The organism is Mediterraneibacter glycyrrhizinilyticus (genome assembly GCF_015560805.1).
Lineage (GTDB): Bacteria > Bacillota > Clostridia > Lachnospirales > Lachnospiraceae > Schaedlerella > Schaedlerella glycyrrhizinilytica_A.
Map to the genome: position 1 here is coordinate 134,007 of NZ_JADMSO010000007.1, position 13,838 is coordinate 147,844.

Annotated in this window: 26 protein-coding genes; all 26 read left to right on the forward strand. The window is 44.2% G+C overall.

The window, feature by feature from the left end:
* The first annotated feature begins 1 nt into the window (after position 1).
* The 26 genes from I2H87_RS08875 (at position 2) to I2H87_RS09000 (ending at position 13,832) form a co-directional block, all read left to right on the forward strand.
* Positions 2-175, forward strand: a complete 174-nt coding sequence (locus I2H87_RS08875; protein ID WP_195609754.1) for a hypothetical protein — start codon at positions 2-4, stop codon at positions 173-175.
* The gene (locus I2H87_RS08880) at positions 172-861 is read left to right on the forward strand and encodes a hypothetical protein (protein WP_195609755.1); all 690 of its coding nucleotides are present in this window, start codon (positions 172-174) and stop codon (positions 859-861) included. The genes I2H87_RS08875 and I2H87_RS08880 overlap by 4 nt, the downstream gene beginning before the upstream one ends.
* Entirely contained in the window at positions 861-1,436 is a 576-nt protein-coding gene (locus I2H87_RS08885) for a hypothetical protein (RefSeq protein WP_022151143.1), read from the forward strand. Before I2H87_RS08880 ends, I2H87_RS08885 begins: the two co-directional genes overlap by 1 nt.
* Positions 1,420-1,725, forward strand: a complete 306-nt coding sequence (locus I2H87_RS08890) for a phosphoenolpyruvate carboxykinase (RefSeq protein WP_334299430.1) — start codon at positions 1,420-1,422, stop codon at positions 1,723-1,725. Before I2H87_RS08885 ends, I2H87_RS08890 begins: the two co-directional genes overlap by 17 nt.
* A gap of 125 nt (positions 1,726-1,850) precedes the next feature.
* Positions 1,851-2,216: a hypothetical protein gene (locus tag I2H87_RS08895; RefSeq protein WP_195609757.1), complete on the forward strand. Its 366-nt coding sequence runs from the start codon at positions 1,851-1,853 to the stop codon at positions 2,214-2,216.
* A gap of 15 nt (positions 2,217-2,231) precedes the next feature.
* Positions 2,232-2,996, forward strand: coding sequence for a replisome organizer (locus I2H87_RS13825; protein WP_195609758.1), 765 nt, complete (start codon positions 2,232-2,234; stop codon positions 2,994-2,996).
* Positions 2,993-3,325 carry a replicative helicase loader/inhibitor gene (locus I2H87_RS08905; protein ID WP_195609759.1) on the forward strand — a complete coding sequence of 111 codons (333 nt, stop codon included), beginning with the start codon at positions 2,993-2,995 and terminating at the stop codon, positions 3,323-3,325. Before I2H87_RS13825 ends, I2H87_RS08905 begins: the two co-directional genes overlap by 4 nt.
* Positions 3,309-3,473: a hypothetical protein gene (locus tag I2H87_RS08910; RefSeq protein WP_165853425.1), complete on the forward strand. Its 165-nt coding sequence runs from the start codon at positions 3,309-3,311 to the stop codon at positions 3,471-3,473. The genes I2H87_RS08905 and I2H87_RS08910 overlap by 17 nt, the downstream gene beginning before the upstream one ends.
* Complete coding sequence (locus I2H87_RS08915; RefSeq protein WP_195609760.1) at positions 3,466-4,608, forward strand: DUF4317 domain-containing protein; 1,143 nt, start codon at positions 3,466-3,468, stop codon at positions 4,606-4,608. The genes I2H87_RS08910 and I2H87_RS08915 overlap by 8 nt, the downstream gene beginning before the upstream one ends.
* Positions 4,609-4,618: 10 nt before the next feature.
* Entirely contained in the window at positions 4,619-5,206 is a 588-nt protein-coding gene (locus I2H87_RS08920; RefSeq protein WP_195609761.1) for a GIY-YIG nuclease family protein, read from the forward strand.
* Between the two features lie 5 nt (positions 5,207-5,211).
* A complete protein-coding gene (locus tag I2H87_RS08925; RefSeq protein WP_195609762.1) occupies positions 5,212-6,327 on the forward strand; it encodes a hypothetical protein in 1,116 nt (371 codons plus the stop codon).
* Positions 6,324-6,650, forward strand: coding sequence for a hypothetical protein (locus I2H87_RS08930; RefSeq protein ID WP_195609763.1), 327 nt, complete (start codon positions 6,324-6,326; stop codon positions 6,648-6,650). The genes I2H87_RS08925 and I2H87_RS08930 overlap by 4 nt, the downstream gene beginning before the upstream one ends.
* The gene (locus tag I2H87_RS08935; protein WP_195609764.1) at positions 6,647-6,832 is read left to right on the forward strand and encodes a hypothetical protein; all 186 of its coding nucleotides are present in this window, start codon (positions 6,647-6,649) and stop codon (positions 6,830-6,832) included. Before I2H87_RS08930 ends, I2H87_RS08935 begins: the two co-directional genes overlap by 4 nt.
* Complete coding sequence (locus I2H87_RS08940; protein ID WP_009268521.1) at positions 6,829-7,158, forward strand: hypothetical protein; 330 nt, start codon at positions 6,829-6,831, stop codon at positions 7,156-7,158. Before I2H87_RS08935 ends, I2H87_RS08940 begins: the two co-directional genes overlap by 4 nt.
* Before the next feature lie 90 nt (positions 7,159-7,248).
* Positions 7,249-7,401, forward strand: a complete 153-nt coding sequence (locus I2H87_RS08945) for a hypothetical protein (RefSeq protein WP_009268520.1) — start codon at positions 7,249-7,251, stop codon at positions 7,399-7,401.
* Positions 7,402-7,415: 14 nt separating this feature from the next.
* Entirely contained in the window at positions 7,416-7,739 is a 324-nt protein-coding gene (locus I2H87_RS08950) for a hypothetical protein (protein ID WP_243273906.1), read from the forward strand.
* 4 nt (positions 7,740-7,743) lie between these two features.
* Positions 7,744-7,986, forward strand: coding sequence for a hypothetical protein (locus tag I2H87_RS08955; RefSeq protein WP_195609766.1), 243 nt, complete (start codon positions 7,744-7,746; stop codon positions 7,984-7,986).
* On the forward strand, positions 7,986-8,147 hold the full coding sequence (locus tag I2H87_RS08960) for a hypothetical protein (RefSeq protein WP_009268518.1): 162 nt from the start codon (positions 7,986-7,988) through the stop codon (positions 8,145-8,147). The genes I2H87_RS08955 and I2H87_RS08960 overlap by 1 nt, the downstream gene beginning before the upstream one ends.
* Positions 8,147-8,542 carry a DUF551 domain-containing protein gene (locus tag I2H87_RS08965; RefSeq protein WP_195609767.1) on the forward strand — a complete coding sequence of 132 codons (396 nt, stop codon included), beginning with the start codon at positions 8,147-8,149 and terminating at the stop codon, positions 8,540-8,542. The genes I2H87_RS08960 and I2H87_RS08965 overlap by 1 nt, the downstream gene beginning before the upstream one ends.
* Positions 8,543-8,812: a hypothetical protein gene (locus I2H87_RS08970; protein WP_195609768.1), complete on the forward strand. Its 270-nt coding sequence runs from the start codon at positions 8,543-8,545 to the stop codon at positions 8,810-8,812.
* Positions 8,787-9,224 (forward strand): DUF1492 domain-containing protein, encoded by a 438-nt coding sequence (locus I2H87_RS08975; protein WP_195609769.1) that lies wholly within the window; start codon positions 8,787-8,789, stop codon positions 9,222-9,224. Before I2H87_RS08970 ends, I2H87_RS08975 begins: the two co-directional genes overlap by 26 nt.
* Before the next feature lie 197 nt (positions 9,225-9,421).
* Positions 9,422-9,940, forward strand: a complete 519-nt coding sequence (locus I2H87_RS08980; protein WP_195609770.1) for a hypothetical protein — start codon at positions 9,422-9,424, stop codon at positions 9,938-9,940.
* 2 nt (positions 9,941-9,942) lie between these two features.
* A complete protein-coding gene (locus tag I2H87_RS08985) occupies positions 9,943-10,404 on the forward strand; it encodes a hypothetical protein (RefSeq protein WP_195609771.1) in 462 nt (153 codons plus the stop codon).
* Between the two features lie 111 nt (positions 10,405-10,515).
* Entirely contained in the window at positions 10,516-11,184 is a 669-nt protein-coding gene (terS, locus tag I2H87_RS08990; protein WP_009268510.1) for a phage terminase small subunit, read from the forward strand.
* Positions 11,159-12,487: a phage terminase large subunit gene (locus tag I2H87_RS08995; protein WP_009268509.1), complete on the forward strand. Its 1,329-nt coding sequence runs from the start codon at positions 11,159-11,161 to the stop codon at positions 12,485-12,487. The genes terS and I2H87_RS08995 overlap by 26 nt, the downstream gene beginning before the upstream one ends.
* Positions 12,480-13,832, forward strand: a complete 1,353-nt coding sequence (locus I2H87_RS09000; RefSeq protein WP_009268508.1) for a phage capsid protein — start codon at positions 12,480-12,482, stop codon at positions 13,830-13,832. The genes I2H87_RS08995 and I2H87_RS09000 overlap by 8 nt, the downstream gene beginning before the upstream one ends.
* Positions 13,833-13,838 lie beyond the last annotated feature (6 nt).

Here is a 13,838-nt window from a genome sequence, read left to right on the forward strand (position 1 = left end):
CATGGAACACATTCCGGGATATGATGAATGGAAGACGAGTGCGCCGGAGGAACAGGAGCCTGTTGCATATTGTAACCAGTGTGGTGATCCACTTTATGAGGGGGATGCTCTATACACTGTGGACGGCGGCATTTGTGAGAAGTGTTTAAGTGATGGATACAGGAGGGTGTTATGAAGAAATTCAGATTGTTGCGTGCAGACGAGATCGATTGCCGGGTTGCAATGGTTAAGAACAGCGGATTGTCACTTCTGCTGTATAAGGATGCAAGATGTGACATGAACATATTGGACGAAGAGGTCGGACAGGAAAATTGGCAAAGAAGCCATTCCAGAGACAATGCGAACTGTACTGTGAGTATCTGGGATGATTCGAAGAAGCAGTGGATCAGTAAAGAAGATACTGGAACAGAGAGCAACACGGAGAAAGAAAAGGGGCTTGCATCGGACAGCTTCAAGAGAGCTTGTTTCAACTGGGGGATCGGACGGGAACTGTATACAGCACCATTCATTTGGATTCCCTCAACGAAGTGCGATATCACATCAAAAGGGACAGGGTACACATGTTACGAAAAGTTCTATGTGAGTCATATCGGATATGACGAAAACAGAGTGATCAATGCACTTCAGATACGGAATGAAAAGACGAACAATGTTGTATACGAATACGGAACGATCATTAAGACGTTAGAGCCGGAGAAAGCAAGCAAGGCACAGATCGGAACAATCGAAAGTATATGTAAAGCGCATAAGATCGATCCGGATATGCTGTACAGTTCGAATGATTTATCGAAAGCAACATTAACAGCGGAACAGGCAGGATTGCTCTTGCATTCACTGAAAAAGAAGTTTGGTGATGAGTGATGAAACTCACTGGAAAATTGAAAGAGCCGGTCATCGATTATGCGACAGGGCGTCTGATCGTGCAATTTGAGCCGTATGAGGACTTCAGGCAGGCATATGAAGAATTGAAAGGCTGTGAGAAGTTAAGCTTTGAAATCAAGAGATTCCGGCGTAGGAGAAGCCTGGATGCAAATGCGTACTACTGGGTGCTTTGTACAAAGCTGGCAGGTGTTCTCCATACCTCCAATGAAGAGGTACATAATGAAATGCTCTGCAGTTATGGACAACCGGAAATTTTCGAGGGAAAGGCGGCATACATTACCATCCCAGATACGGAAAATGCGGAAAACAAAGTAAAGCATGCGATGGATTATCATCTGAAACCGACGTCACAGGTACGGGAGGGGCTGGATGGGGTCATGTATCGTACTTACCGCTTGATGCGCGGTTCTCATACCTATAACACAATGGAAATGGCAAGGCTGATCGATGGTCTGGTGCAGAGTTGCAGAGATGCCGGGATTCCGGATGCAGAGATCGCATCGCCGGAGGAAAAGCGGCTTTTGAAAGAAAGGTATGGTGTGGATCTTGGCTAAACGGCTATGGAGTGTATTTACAGAGGATATGGAGCACTGTTATTTTACCGGAACACCGAATTGCCACAGGCATCATATCTTTTACGGCAGCCGGAGACAGCTGTCAGAGCGGTATGGATTTGTGATCCCGGTCGCAGCACATTTACATGAGTTTGCACCGGGAAGCATCCATGACAATCCGAATAAGGGATTGGATTTGAAATTAAAGCAGATGGCACAGGCTTATTTCGAAGAGCATTACGGAACTCGGGAAGAGTTCCGCTGCATCTTCGGGAAGTCTTGGCTATAAGTAACCCGTTCATGTTGCACCTGCACGGGTATGTCACGGTACTATGCAGGGAGACCATTGCGGTGACTTTACCGATATGGTCGGGATTCATACTCCCCGGGGGATCCGGGGAGAGAAAGGAGAACATGGAAGGACAGATTGAATTACTGGATTATCTGAAGTCTTTGGAGAAAGACGGATTTGATATATTGGATTATATCCCGACAGGACATGCGAATGCAGTGACGAGAGCATATCTTTGCAGTGTTACAGGACTGGATGACCGCACTGTACGGTATGCCATATCACAGGCGCGTCGTGAAATGCCGATCTTGAACATGCAGGATGGAAGCGGATATTTTATACCGGACATGAATCTGGCAGAAGAGAGAAGCTTACTGAAGCGGTATGTACAACAGGAGACAAGCAGAGGGAAACAGATCTTCTGGTCTCTGATTGGAGCGCGGAAGACGTTGAGGAACTGCGGGATAGATTGGAGGGATGTTTCCTAAATGGCGGAACGCAGGATGTTTTCGAAGACAATTGTTGATTCCGATGCATTTCTGGACATGCCGTTGTCTACGCAGGCGCTGTACTTCCACCTGTCGATGCGGGCGGATGACGATGGTTTTTTAAACAATACAAAGAGGATACAGCGCTTGATCGGGGCGACAGACGATGATCTGAAATTGCTGGTCATGAAACGGTTTGTGATCCCGTTTGAAGACGGTGTTGTTGTGATCAAGCATTGGAGAATGAACAATTATATTCGGAAAGACAGATATACACAGACAGTTTACCGAGAAGAATTTGCCATGCTATCCGTCAAAGAAGATGGGTCTTATGCATTGGAAGAAACGTCTGGTATACCGGATGGCAACCAGTGTGTAACCGTTGGTATACCAGATGGCAACCAATTGGCAACCCAGGTAAGGGTAGGTAAGGATAGGATAGGTAAGGTAAGTATAGAGAGCAGTATAAATACTGCTTGTCCAGAGCCGGAAGAACCGGCACCGGACCGAGAGCAGGTGATATCGCTGACGCTGAATGATAGATCGGAGTTCTGGATCTATGGTGATCAGGTCGAGCAGTGGTCACAGTTATTTCCGGCAGTAGACGTATTGCAGGAATTGAGAAAAATGAAATCTTGGCTGGACAGCAACCCAAGTAGACGAAAGACCAAGCGAGGGATCCTTAGGTTCGTGAACAGTTGGCTGTCAAGAGAGCAGGATAAGGGAAAATTGAATTACAGGACGAAAGCGCCACAGATAAGCGAGGTGGACAGCTGGTGACACGAGAAGAGTTTAAGATGATCGTAAAAGCGATGATGGCAGCGTATCCGCAGAATTGTCCGGTCAAGACGCAGGATGTGTTTGAACTTTGGTACTCGATGCTGAAAGATCTGATGTATGGGACGGTGAGTGCAAGGCTGAAAACGCATATCAAGACTTGTAAGTATGCGCCGAGCATCTCGGAACTGCGCGGAATGGATGGGGAGAAAAGGAACAGTTTTAACAATTTCCATCGCAGACATTATGACATGGAGCAACTGGAGCGGAGCTTGCTGGAGTCTGGGAAGAACAAGATCGAAGTGAGGGATATGTATGGCAGACAAGAATAAAAGCCGCACGGAAGAGGAGATACGCAGAGTGAAGATTTTCCAAAGAAATCTGGATTATGAAATGTTTTGCGTGTATTGGAAATGGCTGTGCAGCCAGATCAATCCGAAGTCGGTGAACAGATTGGAGGAACGAAAGAACGATGAATAAAAAAGAGATATTGGAGATTAGAAAGCAGCTTACACCAGTGAATTGTGCGATCACTAGAATTTGCGGGTGTTATGTGGATCATGAAAAGACAAAACGCATGCAGATGAAAGAAGCATTTTTGTCGATGCCGGAGGAAGAGGGATTCAAATATTTTGACATGTTAAGAAAAACACTTTCCGGAAAAATCGGAAGAAATCTGCTGAATTTGGAAATCCCGATGGAAGAAGAGATGCCGGGAGGTGCACAGGAATTTCTTCTACGGCTACGAGACAGCAAGCTGAAAGATGATGAACTTCTGAATGCTTTTTATGAGAAAGTGATCGAGAATTATATTTGCTCAGGGAATTATTACATTGTTCTGGTCCATGCGATGTACGACATTCCGGGAAGAGCGTCTGATCAGACGGAATTATACGATGCATCGGAAGAAGTGTATGAGCATCTTCTTTGCAGCATCTGCCCGGTTGAACTTTCAAAAGCAGGGCTTTGCTATGACGAAGAAGAGAACACGATCACAGAGCGGTGCCGGGAATGGGAAGTGGGAGCACCGGTGAAAGGATTCTTGTTTCCGGCATTTAATGACCGGAATACCGACATCCATGCAGCATTGTATTACACGAAAAAAACAGAAGAATTGCAGGAACAGCTGACACAGGCACTTTTTGGCGTGAATATCCCGCTTTCTGCGGAAGCACAGAAGAGCATGTTCCAGAAGATTCTCGGAAATGTACTGGAAAACCGGGCAGGATATTCCATCGTCATGGATGTTTATGATCGGCTGTATGAACTTTTGGAAGAGGGGAAAGACGATCCGGATCCGGTTACAGTAGGAAAATATGAATTGCGGAGGATTCTGGAAAACAGCGGTGCCGCGGAAGAGATGGCAGAACGATTCGAAAAGGAATACGAGGAATTCATTGGCAGAGACACTTTGCTTCAGGTTTCCAATCTGGTAAGCCCAAAAGGAATCACGATCAAGACAGCAGATGCAACAATCCGTCTGGAACCGAGCCGGATGGATATGTTGGAACCGACGGATCTTCATGGCATGAAGTGCCTGGCGGTCAATGCAGACGGCTTGGTGGAAATGAATGGGATCTCGGTAGTGGTTGACCTAGATAAACCGGAAGTGTAGGGGGCACTGAATGAAGAGCAATATTCAAAAAGTAAAAGCCATAGAGTCTCAAAATAAGCGGAAGATCCTTTCTGTCAACCAGAACGTGGATGAAAGCAGTGGGATCTATTTTCTTACGAGGGCGGATGAGAACGGGATCCAGTACGCATATATCGGACAGGCAAAGCATTTATTGACTCGGTTGGCGCAGCACTTAAGCGGGTATCAGCATATTGATCTGTCCCTGAAAAAGCATGGAATGTTTTCGGAGGGGAATGTGTATGGCTGGAAAATAAACTTTCTGCATTATCCGGAGAATGAACTGGATGAACATGAACAATTCTGGATCAAACGATATGCAAAGAATGGGTATCAGCTACGGAATAAAACTGCCGGAGGGCAGGGCGAGGGAAAGAAGCAGATCAGTGAATACCGACCGGCGAAAGGATATTATGATGGAATTGCGCAGGGGAAAAGAACTCTGGCAAGAGAATTGTCACATATCATGGAGAAACACCTAACGGTGGGATTGAAACCGGAGAAATGCGGAAATAAAGTGTCGGAAAAGCAATTAGAGAAATTCAACAGGCTATTGGACGAGAAAAGTTATATGGAGTAGAGAAGATGGATGAGAAAGAAATGGAGTTGTGGAAAGAAGAGAAAAGGCGGAAGAAAGCGCAGTTTGCCGCGATGCAGAATCAGCCTTATGAGGTGAAAGTAAAACGGGCAGAGCTTCGGGCAATCGAGTTCGTTGAGAAGTTAGATGAAATGGACATGGAAGCTCATGTGAGTGTCGGTGGATTGGACAGTATAACGTTGCTTTTGTTCTTGAGGAAAATAGGAATTGACATTCCGGCAATTTCAGTTTCCTCGTTGGAAGATAAGAGTATTCAAGAGATTCATAAAGAATTAGGTGTTATGCCAATTAAGCCGATGAAATCCAAAGTTAATATTATACGAGAGTTTGGCTTTCCGGTAATTAGTAAAAAGATTGCAGGGAGAATCGATACCTTGCAAAATCCAACAGCAAAGAATCAGACTGTCAGACATGCAATTATAACAGGGGAATGCGGGGAACAGGGACATTTTGCTAAAAACAGTAGGATGAAACTGCCGCAAAAATGGCTGGAACTTTTTGCAGGATATGAAAATGAGAATGAGGGGACAGGTTATCGAATTGCTCCGTTTAAAGTTTCGAATAAATGTTGTCAGTTTCTGAAAGAAGATCCTTGTGACCAATATGCGAAAGAACATAGGAGTGCTCCGTTTCTTGGTCTTATGGCATCAGAGGGAGGACAGAGGGAGGAAGCACTTGTAGATCATGGCTGTAATTACTTTGGAAAAACAGTCATTCGAAGTGCACCATTTGCACCGTTTTTGCGTCAAGATTTGCTTCAGCTTGCATTGGATCTGAATGTTCCGGTTCCGAAAATATATGGAGAAATTAAAAGAAAACCGGATGGAATGCTGTATACAACAGAAGCACAAAGAACGGGGTGCAGCATGTGTGGGTTTGGAATCCACATGGAAAAGAGACCGCACCGTTTTGATAAGCTCAGGGAAAGAAATGAAAAAGAATGGAAATTTTGGATGTATTCGTGTTGTACAGATACAGAAACAGGAGAAAAGTACGGTTGGGGAAGAGTTCTGGACTACATAGGCGTAGAGTGGGAAGACCGATATGTTGATTGGGAAAAAGAACAAATGAGCATTTTTGACTTTCCGGAGGTATTACCATGATAAAACAAATGAATCTGTTTGATTTTATTGAGCCACCGGTTCAACCGGGCGAGTGGCTGCAGGAAAGTCAGCTTGGAGAAGAAATGACCTTTGATGAGATCGCACAGTCTGTAGGAAAGGTGATCGCGATTGATAAGAGCACCCAATCTCACGCATGGTATAAGGCAGTACTTGTCGAGAAGATACTGGAAAGAGATGAGTACGATGGCATATACAGGCGGCTCATTTATTATGATGGAGCGAAGCAAAGAGGGTATATCAGTGAGATGTATTTTCAAGTTGAAGGTTCAAGAAGTTACCAGAGAGCATGGAGGATAAGATGAGAAACGTGATCAGGAGCATTCGGAAAGGTTCTGCGCAGTGGAACGAAGAGGATCGGCTGAAGATAGCAACATTGTTATTAAAAGCCGGATACTCTGTCAAGATCGGGAGACAGCAGATAGAGAGTACCGGAGGTAAGAAACAGATGGAGTATACGGTGGAATACTGGGAGGAAGAGAAGTGAGCTGGGTAGATAAAGCGCACAGGCGCAACAAAGTAGCGAGGGATGTGGAAAAGGTCCTGAAAGATAAGCGGTTCATTGAAGCCAGTAACCGGAGAGAGGAACAGGCAGTGCTTCAGTCCATGTGCTGGATGGCGTTTATCGGATGCGAGTATCTGGAAATGCAGCACAGATACAAGAAGAACGGAATGGAGAAGTTCTTGAAATTCCTGAAAGGTCGTATGGAGGAGATCGGTGATGACGAACAGTATTTCAAGGACGTCATAGAGTATTACAAAAGTACCTATGATCTGGATGTTGCGACGATCATGGGTGTGAAGATCGGATAGGGGAGATCACATGGCAGCAGGAATTTTGATACTGGCAGCGTTCCTGATCGGAGTGATGGTCGGGTACTGCTGCGGAAAGGATGGATGACGATGGATGAAAAAAAGAGTGCGATGAAAATAATCGAAGAAGTATGTGAAGATATTTGTAATCGTTACTGTAAGTATGGTGACACAGTCGATGAAGACGGTGAGTGTGAAGTTGGAAGAGGCGGGGAAGAATGTCCGTTAATGAGATTGTATTAAAGGAGCGAGATACGTTGAGAAGATTAACCAAACAGGACGAACAAGGAAACTGGTGCTTGAAAGGTCTGCCGTGGAAAGATACTTATGTAGGACAGATCATTACAGAGAACACCAACGAAAAGATATACGGTGCGCTGTGCAAGCTGAAAGACTATGAGAACAGTGGTCTGGATCCGGAGGAAGCATGCCGGCTGAAAGAAAGGGATACGGCGACGAAGCCTATTGAACATGTAACAAAATTTGCGCCAATGTATGAATGTCCATCGTGCGGAAATATAGATGTGTACGGACAAATCAAGTGTGATGAGTGCGGACAGAGATTAGATTGGGGTGAGTGATTAAATGGACGAAAAGAAAGTTAGAGAAGCGATAGATTTTATTAAAACATTGATAACTGCCGGAAATGGCGATGAGCGTTTGTACACTGCAATCGAAGCACTGGAAAAGCAGTTGCCGAAGAAACCGAAAAAATTGGAAAATGGAGATTTAGCATGCTCGTGCGGATTGATTATCCAAAGAAAAAATAGAAGAACATGCTTGTATTACTGTCATAATTGTGGGCAGGCGATAGATTGGAGTGAGTGATGAAAAGAGGAAAGTTAGAACTCAAGGATTCCGATACTTTACAAGACATTTATAATAAGCTGACAATTGACGGGTATCTGAAAGAGCCGTTGACCGTGGACGAGCAAGTGCTCATTTACGGCATATCAAAATGGATTAGAGAGAATGTGGAGGTGGAGTGATGAACGTACTAGAGAAGATTTTGGAAGAGATTGAAGAAAAATTTAAAACAGCAGATGCAGAAAAGTTTGACTGTGAAGAATTGTGCGATGTAGAAGATTGGTATGATTCCGGTTATATTGATGGACAGTTAAGCGCATATGAGAAATGTATGGATATCATCCGTTCTCACATGGGGGATGGTAAAGACACAAATGTCCCTAGTAATGAAGGTTGGATTCCAGTGGAAGAGCGGTTGCCGGAAGACGAAAGAATGGTCTTAGTAACGTGCCAAACAAAAAAGGGGATTAGGAGTACAAACAGGGCATATTATGATGGAGCATTTTGGCATGGAAGTGGTTCGATGTCAAGTGTAACCGCATGGCAGCCACTTCCAGAACCGTACAAGGAGGACTAAATGTTGAGAAAGACCAAAACAAACGAAGCCCAGCGCCGGAAGCAGGCAGAGAGCATCCGGCGGCGCGGGCTTGAACAGATGGCAGAACACGATCCCTCCGCGGCGGCGAAGCGGCAGATGCGGCACAAGCCGTATCAGGCTGCGGCGCTGATCCGGGAGCAGGGAGAGCAGATGCGAAGAGAAGACGTGGCGGAATTTGTAGCAAGAAAGTACGGAATCGATGCAGTGAAAGGGGAGATTGCCGGTGGGACAGAGACTGGAAGAGAATAACGTGAAATTTGAGAACGACAGGAAGAAGAGTTATCTCCGGGGATACCGGATGCATGGGCGCCGGATCAAACGGATCGAACTGGAGATTGACGAGATACGGAACTTGAAGATGTATCCGTCTGTGAACAATGACGGGATGCCGCATGGAAGTGGACAGGGAGATCTGTCCAGTTATGCGGCAGAACTACACGAAAAAGAGGAAATGCTGTATCAGGAAGGCGTGGAACAGGTAAAGGCATACAAAGACATCTCCTGGCGGATTCAACAGCTTGAGAATGAGGATGAAAGGGATGTGCTGTTTTACCGGTACATAAAGGGGATGGGCTGGTGGGAGATTGCAGAGAGTATGCAATTTTCAGAGAGACAAGTTTTTAGGATACATGGAAAAGCATTAGCAAACTTGAAAATTTAAAAGATGTCAGTGAATGTCAGTATTACCTGTGCTATTATGATAGCATCGGAAGTCAGAGAAAAGGAACCGGCTTCCGAAACCCTCCCTGTGAAATGTATAAACGAAAAGCGTCTTCCGTTTGGAGGGCGTTTTTTGATTGAAAAGCAGGAATATATGTGATAATATAATGACATTCTATCAACTCAACGGAGGTTAGAATGAGACATATTTGTTTTGGGTTAATCATAATAGTTATTATCGAAAGTATCTTCATTATTTGGTTGTTGAGAAAGCATAAAAAAGGAAAAGAGATAGACGATACGATAGAGTTTTTTCGTTCCTTGTGGGGAAAATTTGTCTTTTATGTTTTAGCAACAAGTATTATTGGTTTGTTTTTAGGAAGTATATTTTTCGAGAAAGTAATCGGGTTAGATGAAATTAATACATGGGTTGGAATTGTACTTGGATTAATAGCATTGGTGATTGGGATAATTTCATTGTTTTTGAGTTTCTACAACGTTGATCAGGCTAATAAAACACAAGATAAGACAGTAATAATAATACAAGGCTTTCAATCAGAAATGATTGAACGTATGCATAGACTGCAAAAGGATGTAGAACGTAAAATTGATGAATCTACAGAGAAAACGAGGGATGAATTTTCAAAGTATAGAAGTACAAGTGATACATCTGTTAAGCAGGAAACCGGTGAAAATGTGGAGTGGGAGACTTTTTAGTGATGAAAGGTTTTAATGTTAATATTGCATTATGTGAATCATACGATAATACAACGATGAGTGTAACTAAGTTTTTTAATGAAGTAAGAGCTATTGATAATAAGGCAAAAATCTGTGTGTTTTCAATGCTAAATTACGTTGGATGCGAAGAGGTAGATTTGGGACTGGATTATTTTGTAAAGTGCATAAAACCAGAGGACGAGAGATATCAAGATACAAAAATCCCTCTTTTTTCTATAGAGGCGAAAAAGAAAGAAGAAAATCAAACAGAGGAGTATAATGTGTTTGAAAGTATCTTTGCGCAACCAAAAGAAATTAGTTTTCCAACAAAAGGGATATATGAAATTCAGGTGTATGAAATAGGTGAAAGCGTTAGGCTTATAGAGAAAGCGGTTGAACGATATAAGAAATATCAAGAAAGTAAAATAAATCCAATAAGTGCATATAGGTTTATGGTTGTATAGTAACAGGCACCCTCCGGGGTGCTTTTCTAATGCGTAAATATATGGCGTTACTTGGTAAACGTAATAATTAAGCCAGGTTATATATAATAAACCAGATTGGAAGGTGGTGAGATGCCAAAACGTAGAAGTGAGAATAGAGATAAAGCTTTTGAGATATTCAAAGAGCATGACGGTAAAATTACGAACAGGAAAATTGCTGAGATGCTGAATGAAAAAGAGAACACGATCAGCAATTGGAAATGTAAGGATAAATGGAATGTAGTACTACGAAAAAATGATTGTAGTACTACGATAAAACGAAAACACGGCGGTCAGCCCGGAAACAAAAACGCAGTCGGGCACGGTGCGCCGCCGAGAAATAAGAATGCAGAAAAGTTCGGTTTCTTCTCGAAGTATCTTCCGGAAGAGACCGTTTCTATTATTCAGGAGATGCCGACGGATCCGCTGGACATCCTCTGGGATCAGATCCAGATCGCCTATGCTGCCATTATCCGGGCACAGCAGATCATGTACGTCCGGGATGCAGAAGACAAGACAGTTGAAAAAGTCGAAAGAAAAGACGGCAACGTGATCGGGGAAAAGTGGGAGGTGCAGCAGGCGTGGGATAAGCAGGCGAACTTCCTAAAAGCTCAGTCGAGAGCACAAGGGGAATTGAGAAGTATGATAAAGCAATACAAAGAGATTGCGGAGCGAGTCGGTGGAAAGCAGGATGCAATTGAACGACTCGATTTGATTTTGGAGGGATTGAGAGATCATGCAGCTAAGTCAGAAACAAAATGAGTACATACTGAATGCCACTCATAGATGGAATATTAAGTCAGGTGCTGTACGATCTGGGAAGTCTTATGTAGATACTGCCTTTGTGATTCTGTCCCGTATCCGCGAACGGTCGGGACTTCCGGGATTAAATACGATTCTTGGGGTATCGAAAGAATCTATTGAACGAAACGTGTTGCAGCCAATGCGTGAGGTGTATACAGAAGAGCTGATCGGGACTATAAACAGCCGGAATGTTGCACAGATATGCGGTGAAGAAGTGTATTGTCTTGGTGCAGAGAAAATCAGTCAGGTTGCAAAGATTCAGGGATCCAGCATCAAGTATGCTTATGGGGATGAGGTGGCGAAGTGGAACAAAGAAGTCTTCCAGATGCTGAAATCCCGTCTTGATAAACCGTATTCCTGCTTTGATGGATCCTGTAACCCGGAGCATCCGACGCATTGGTTAAAAGAGTTTCTGGATAATGCGGAACTGGATATTTACCTGCAGAAGTATACGATCTTTGACAATCCGTTTCTTCCCGAAGCGTTTGTGGAGCAGCTTTGCAAAGAGTATGAGGGGACGATTTATTATGACCGTCTCATCCTTGGACTGTGGAAGCGTGCAGACGGAGCAATCTACAAACGGTTTGCAGACAATCCAGATGCGTTCCGGTGTGAAATTGTTGATGAGTTTTCATCGGATCCGGAGTATCAGCAGTTCCGGAAAGAAGATATTACATCCATCGAAATAGGTTTGGACTTTGGTGGGAATCAGTCGGGACATTCTTTTGTGGCAAGAGGATATACTGACGATTACAGAAACGTGATCGCTTTGAAATCCCGGAGGATCATGGCGAAAGATGAAAATGAGGACATTGACAGCAACATGCTGAACAAGATGTTCTGTGATTTTGTTGGGGAAGTAATTCAAAAATATGCAGTGATCAGAAAAAGGGGAGAATATGTTCAGTACTGTAACGTGGAAACTGTTTACTACGATAATGCGGAGACTGTTCTTGGAAATTCCATCCGGAATGCCGTGGAAAAGGAGTATCCGTGGATATCGGTCCGCAAGGCAAGGAAAGCGGCGATCAATGACAGAATCCGGTGTACTGTCAAGCTTATGGGAGCAGGGCGGTTTTTTATCACAGAGGATTGCGAATCTTTGCAGACTGCATTTTCAGACGCTGTGTGGAATAAAGACGTAATCGGAAAGGATGAACGACTGGATGATGGCAGTACAGATATTGACAGTTTGGATGCGTTCGAATATACGATTGAACGCGATATGAAATACCTGATCGAAGAGGTGGAAGATGTTTGATGGAATTAAAAGATTTTGGAAAGGATTCATGCGTATGTTTGGATATGCGACATTAAAGCAGATCGTCGGAAAGGATGTCACACTTTCCGACAGAATGATCGATGCAATAAATGAATGGAAGCAGATGCTGAATGGGCAGGCTGACTGGATCACGGACAGCATTGTTTCTCTAGGTATTGAAGATGGGATCTGCCGGGAATTTGCTGATTGCGTTCTGGTGGAAATGGAGACCAGTGTGAGCAACGAGCGACTGGACAAGATATACCAGAAGAATATTGTAAGGCTGAATGAGAACCTGCAGGAGGGGCTTGCGCTTGGTTCCTTTGCCTTGAAGCCGCTTGGAGGAGCAGCCGCTGAGTTTGTATCCGCGGACAAGATCATCCCGATCAGCTTCGGTGATGATGGAAAACCGAATGATATTGCATTTCTGACTGTGAAGAAAGTCGGGGATGTGGATTATTTCACGCGATTTGAACGACATTATTTTCTAAACGGAAATCTGACCATAGAAAATAAATGTTTCCATTCGCAGACAGAGAATGACATCGGTCTTCCGTGTAATCTGGAAGCAGTGGAAGAATGGGCGGGGATTGCGCCGGGTCCTGTTACATACCCGGGCATGAACCGGATGGACTTTGGATATTATCGGAATCCGATCAAGAACAAAGTGGATGGCTCTGCCTGCGGAGTATCCGCATACGATTCCGCGAAAGATCTGATCAGAAAAGCAGATATACAGGGGGCAAGGCTGGATTGGGAGTATGAATCCGGAGAACGTGCCATCCATGTGGATAATAAAGCGCTAAAACAGGATAAATCCACTGGCAGATTCGGAATGGCGAAGCTGAACAAACGGCTGTATCGGGGATTGAATCTGGAAGCAGGCAAAGATCAGGAGCTTTTGAAAGAATATTCTCCGGAAATGCGCGATGAAGCTTTTAGGCGTGGTCTGGAAGAGTACAAGCGAGAGATTGAGTTTTCCGTAGGACTTGCTTACGGAGATCTGTCAGATGTGCAGGAGGTAGCAAAGACAGCGACGGAGATAAAAGCATCGAAGAATCGGAAATACAACCGAGTCACGGCAATACAGAGCAATTTGCAAGAATGCCTGGAAGATTTCGCCGCGGGGCTTGCTTTTTACAATAGCATGCTAAATTCCGGATACGAGTTCTCCTGTAAATTCAACGATTCTATCTTAACGGATGAGGAAACGGAACGGCAGCAGGATCGACAGGATGTGAGCATGGGTGTGATGTCACACTTGGAATATCGCATGAAGTGGTACAACGAAGATGAAGCAACCGCCGAGAAGATGCTTCCGGAACAGAACCAAGTTATGAAGTAGGTGATC

What these genes read in the sequence shown, in the direction of transcription:
- I2H87_RS08875 (WP_195609754.1), top strand. Translation starts at nt 2, where the DNA reads ATGGAACACATTCCGGGATATGATGAATGGAAGACGAGTGCGCCGGAG.
- I2H87_RS08880 (WP_195609755.1), top strand. Translation starts at nt 172, where the DNA reads ATGAAGAAATTCAGATTGTTGCGTGCAGACGAGATCGATTGCCGGGTT.
- I2H87_RS08885 (WP_022151143.1), top strand. Translation starts at nt 861, where the DNA reads ATGAAACTCACTGGAAAATTGAAAGAGCCGGTCATCGATTATGCGACA.
- I2H87_RS08895 (WP_195609757.1), top strand. Translation starts at nt 1,851, where the DNA reads ATGGAAGGACAGATTGAATTACTGGATTATCTGAAGTCTTTGGAGAAA.
- I2H87_RS13825 (WP_195609758.1), top strand. Translation starts at nt 2,232, where the DNA reads ATGTTTTCGAAGACAATTGTTGATTCCGATGCATTTCTGGACATGCCG.
- I2H87_RS08910 (WP_165853425.1), top strand. Translation starts at nt 3,309, where the DNA reads ATGGCAGACAAGAATAAAAGCCGCACGGAAGAGGAGATACGCAGAGTG.
- I2H87_RS08915 (WP_195609760.1), top strand. Translation starts at nt 3,466, where the DNA reads ATGAATAAAAAAGAGATATTGGAGATTAGAAAGCAGCTTACACCAGTG.
- I2H87_RS08920 (WP_195609761.1), top strand. Translation starts at nt 4,619, where the DNA reads ATGAAGAGCAATATTCAAAAAGTAAAAGCCATAGAGTCTCAAAATAAG.
- I2H87_RS08925 (WP_195609762.1), top strand. Translation starts at nt 5,212, where the DNA reads ATGGATGAGAAAGAAATGGAGTTGTGGAAAGAAGAGAAAAGGCGGAAG.
- I2H87_RS08930 (WP_195609763.1), top strand. Translation starts at nt 6,324, where the DNA reads ATGATAAAACAAATGAATCTGTTTGATTTTATTGAGCCACCGGTTCAA.
- I2H87_RS08935 (WP_195609764.1), top strand. Translation starts at nt 6,647, where the DNA reads ATGAGAAACGTGATCAGGAGCATTCGGAAAGGTTCTGCGCAGTGGAAC.
- I2H87_RS08945 (WP_009268520.1), top strand. Translation starts at nt 7,249, where the DNA reads ATGGATGAAAAAAAGAGTGCGATGAAAATAATCGAAGAAGTATGTGAA.
- I2H87_RS08955 (WP_195609766.1), top strand. Translation starts at nt 7,744, where the DNA reads ATGGACGAAAAGAAAGTTAGAGAAGCGATAGATTTTATTAAAACATTG.
- I2H87_RS08960 (WP_009268518.1), top strand. Translation starts at nt 7,986, where the DNA reads ATGAAAAGAGGAAAGTTAGAACTCAAGGATTCCGATACTTTACAAGAC.
- I2H87_RS08965 (WP_195609767.1), top strand. Translation starts at nt 8,147, where the DNA reads ATGAACGTACTAGAGAAGATTTTGGAAGAGATTGAAGAAAAATTTAAA.
- I2H87_RS08970 (WP_195609768.1), top strand. Translation starts at nt 8,543, where the DNA reads ATGTTGAGAAAGACCAAAACAAACGAAGCCCAGCGCCGGAAGCAGGCA.
- I2H87_RS08980 (WP_195609770.1), top strand. Translation starts at nt 9,422, where the DNA reads ATGAGACATATTTGTTTTGGGTTAATCATAATAGTTATTATCGAAAGT.
- I2H87_RS08985 (WP_195609771.1), top strand. Translation starts at nt 9,943, where the DNA reads ATGAAAGGTTTTAATGTTAATATTGCATTATGTGAATCATACGATAAT.
- terS (WP_009268510.1), top strand. Translation starts at nt 10,516, where the DNA reads ATGCCAAAACGTAGAAGTGAGAATAGAGATAAAGCTTTTGAGATATTC.
- I2H87_RS08995 (WP_009268509.1), top strand. Translation starts at nt 11,159, where the DNA reads ATGCAGCTAAGTCAGAAACAAAATGAGTACATACTGAATGCCACTCAT.
- I2H87_RS09000 (WP_009268508.1), top strand. Translation starts at nt 12,480, where the DNA reads ATGTTTGATGGAATTAAAAGATTTTGGAAAGGATTCATGCGTATGTTT.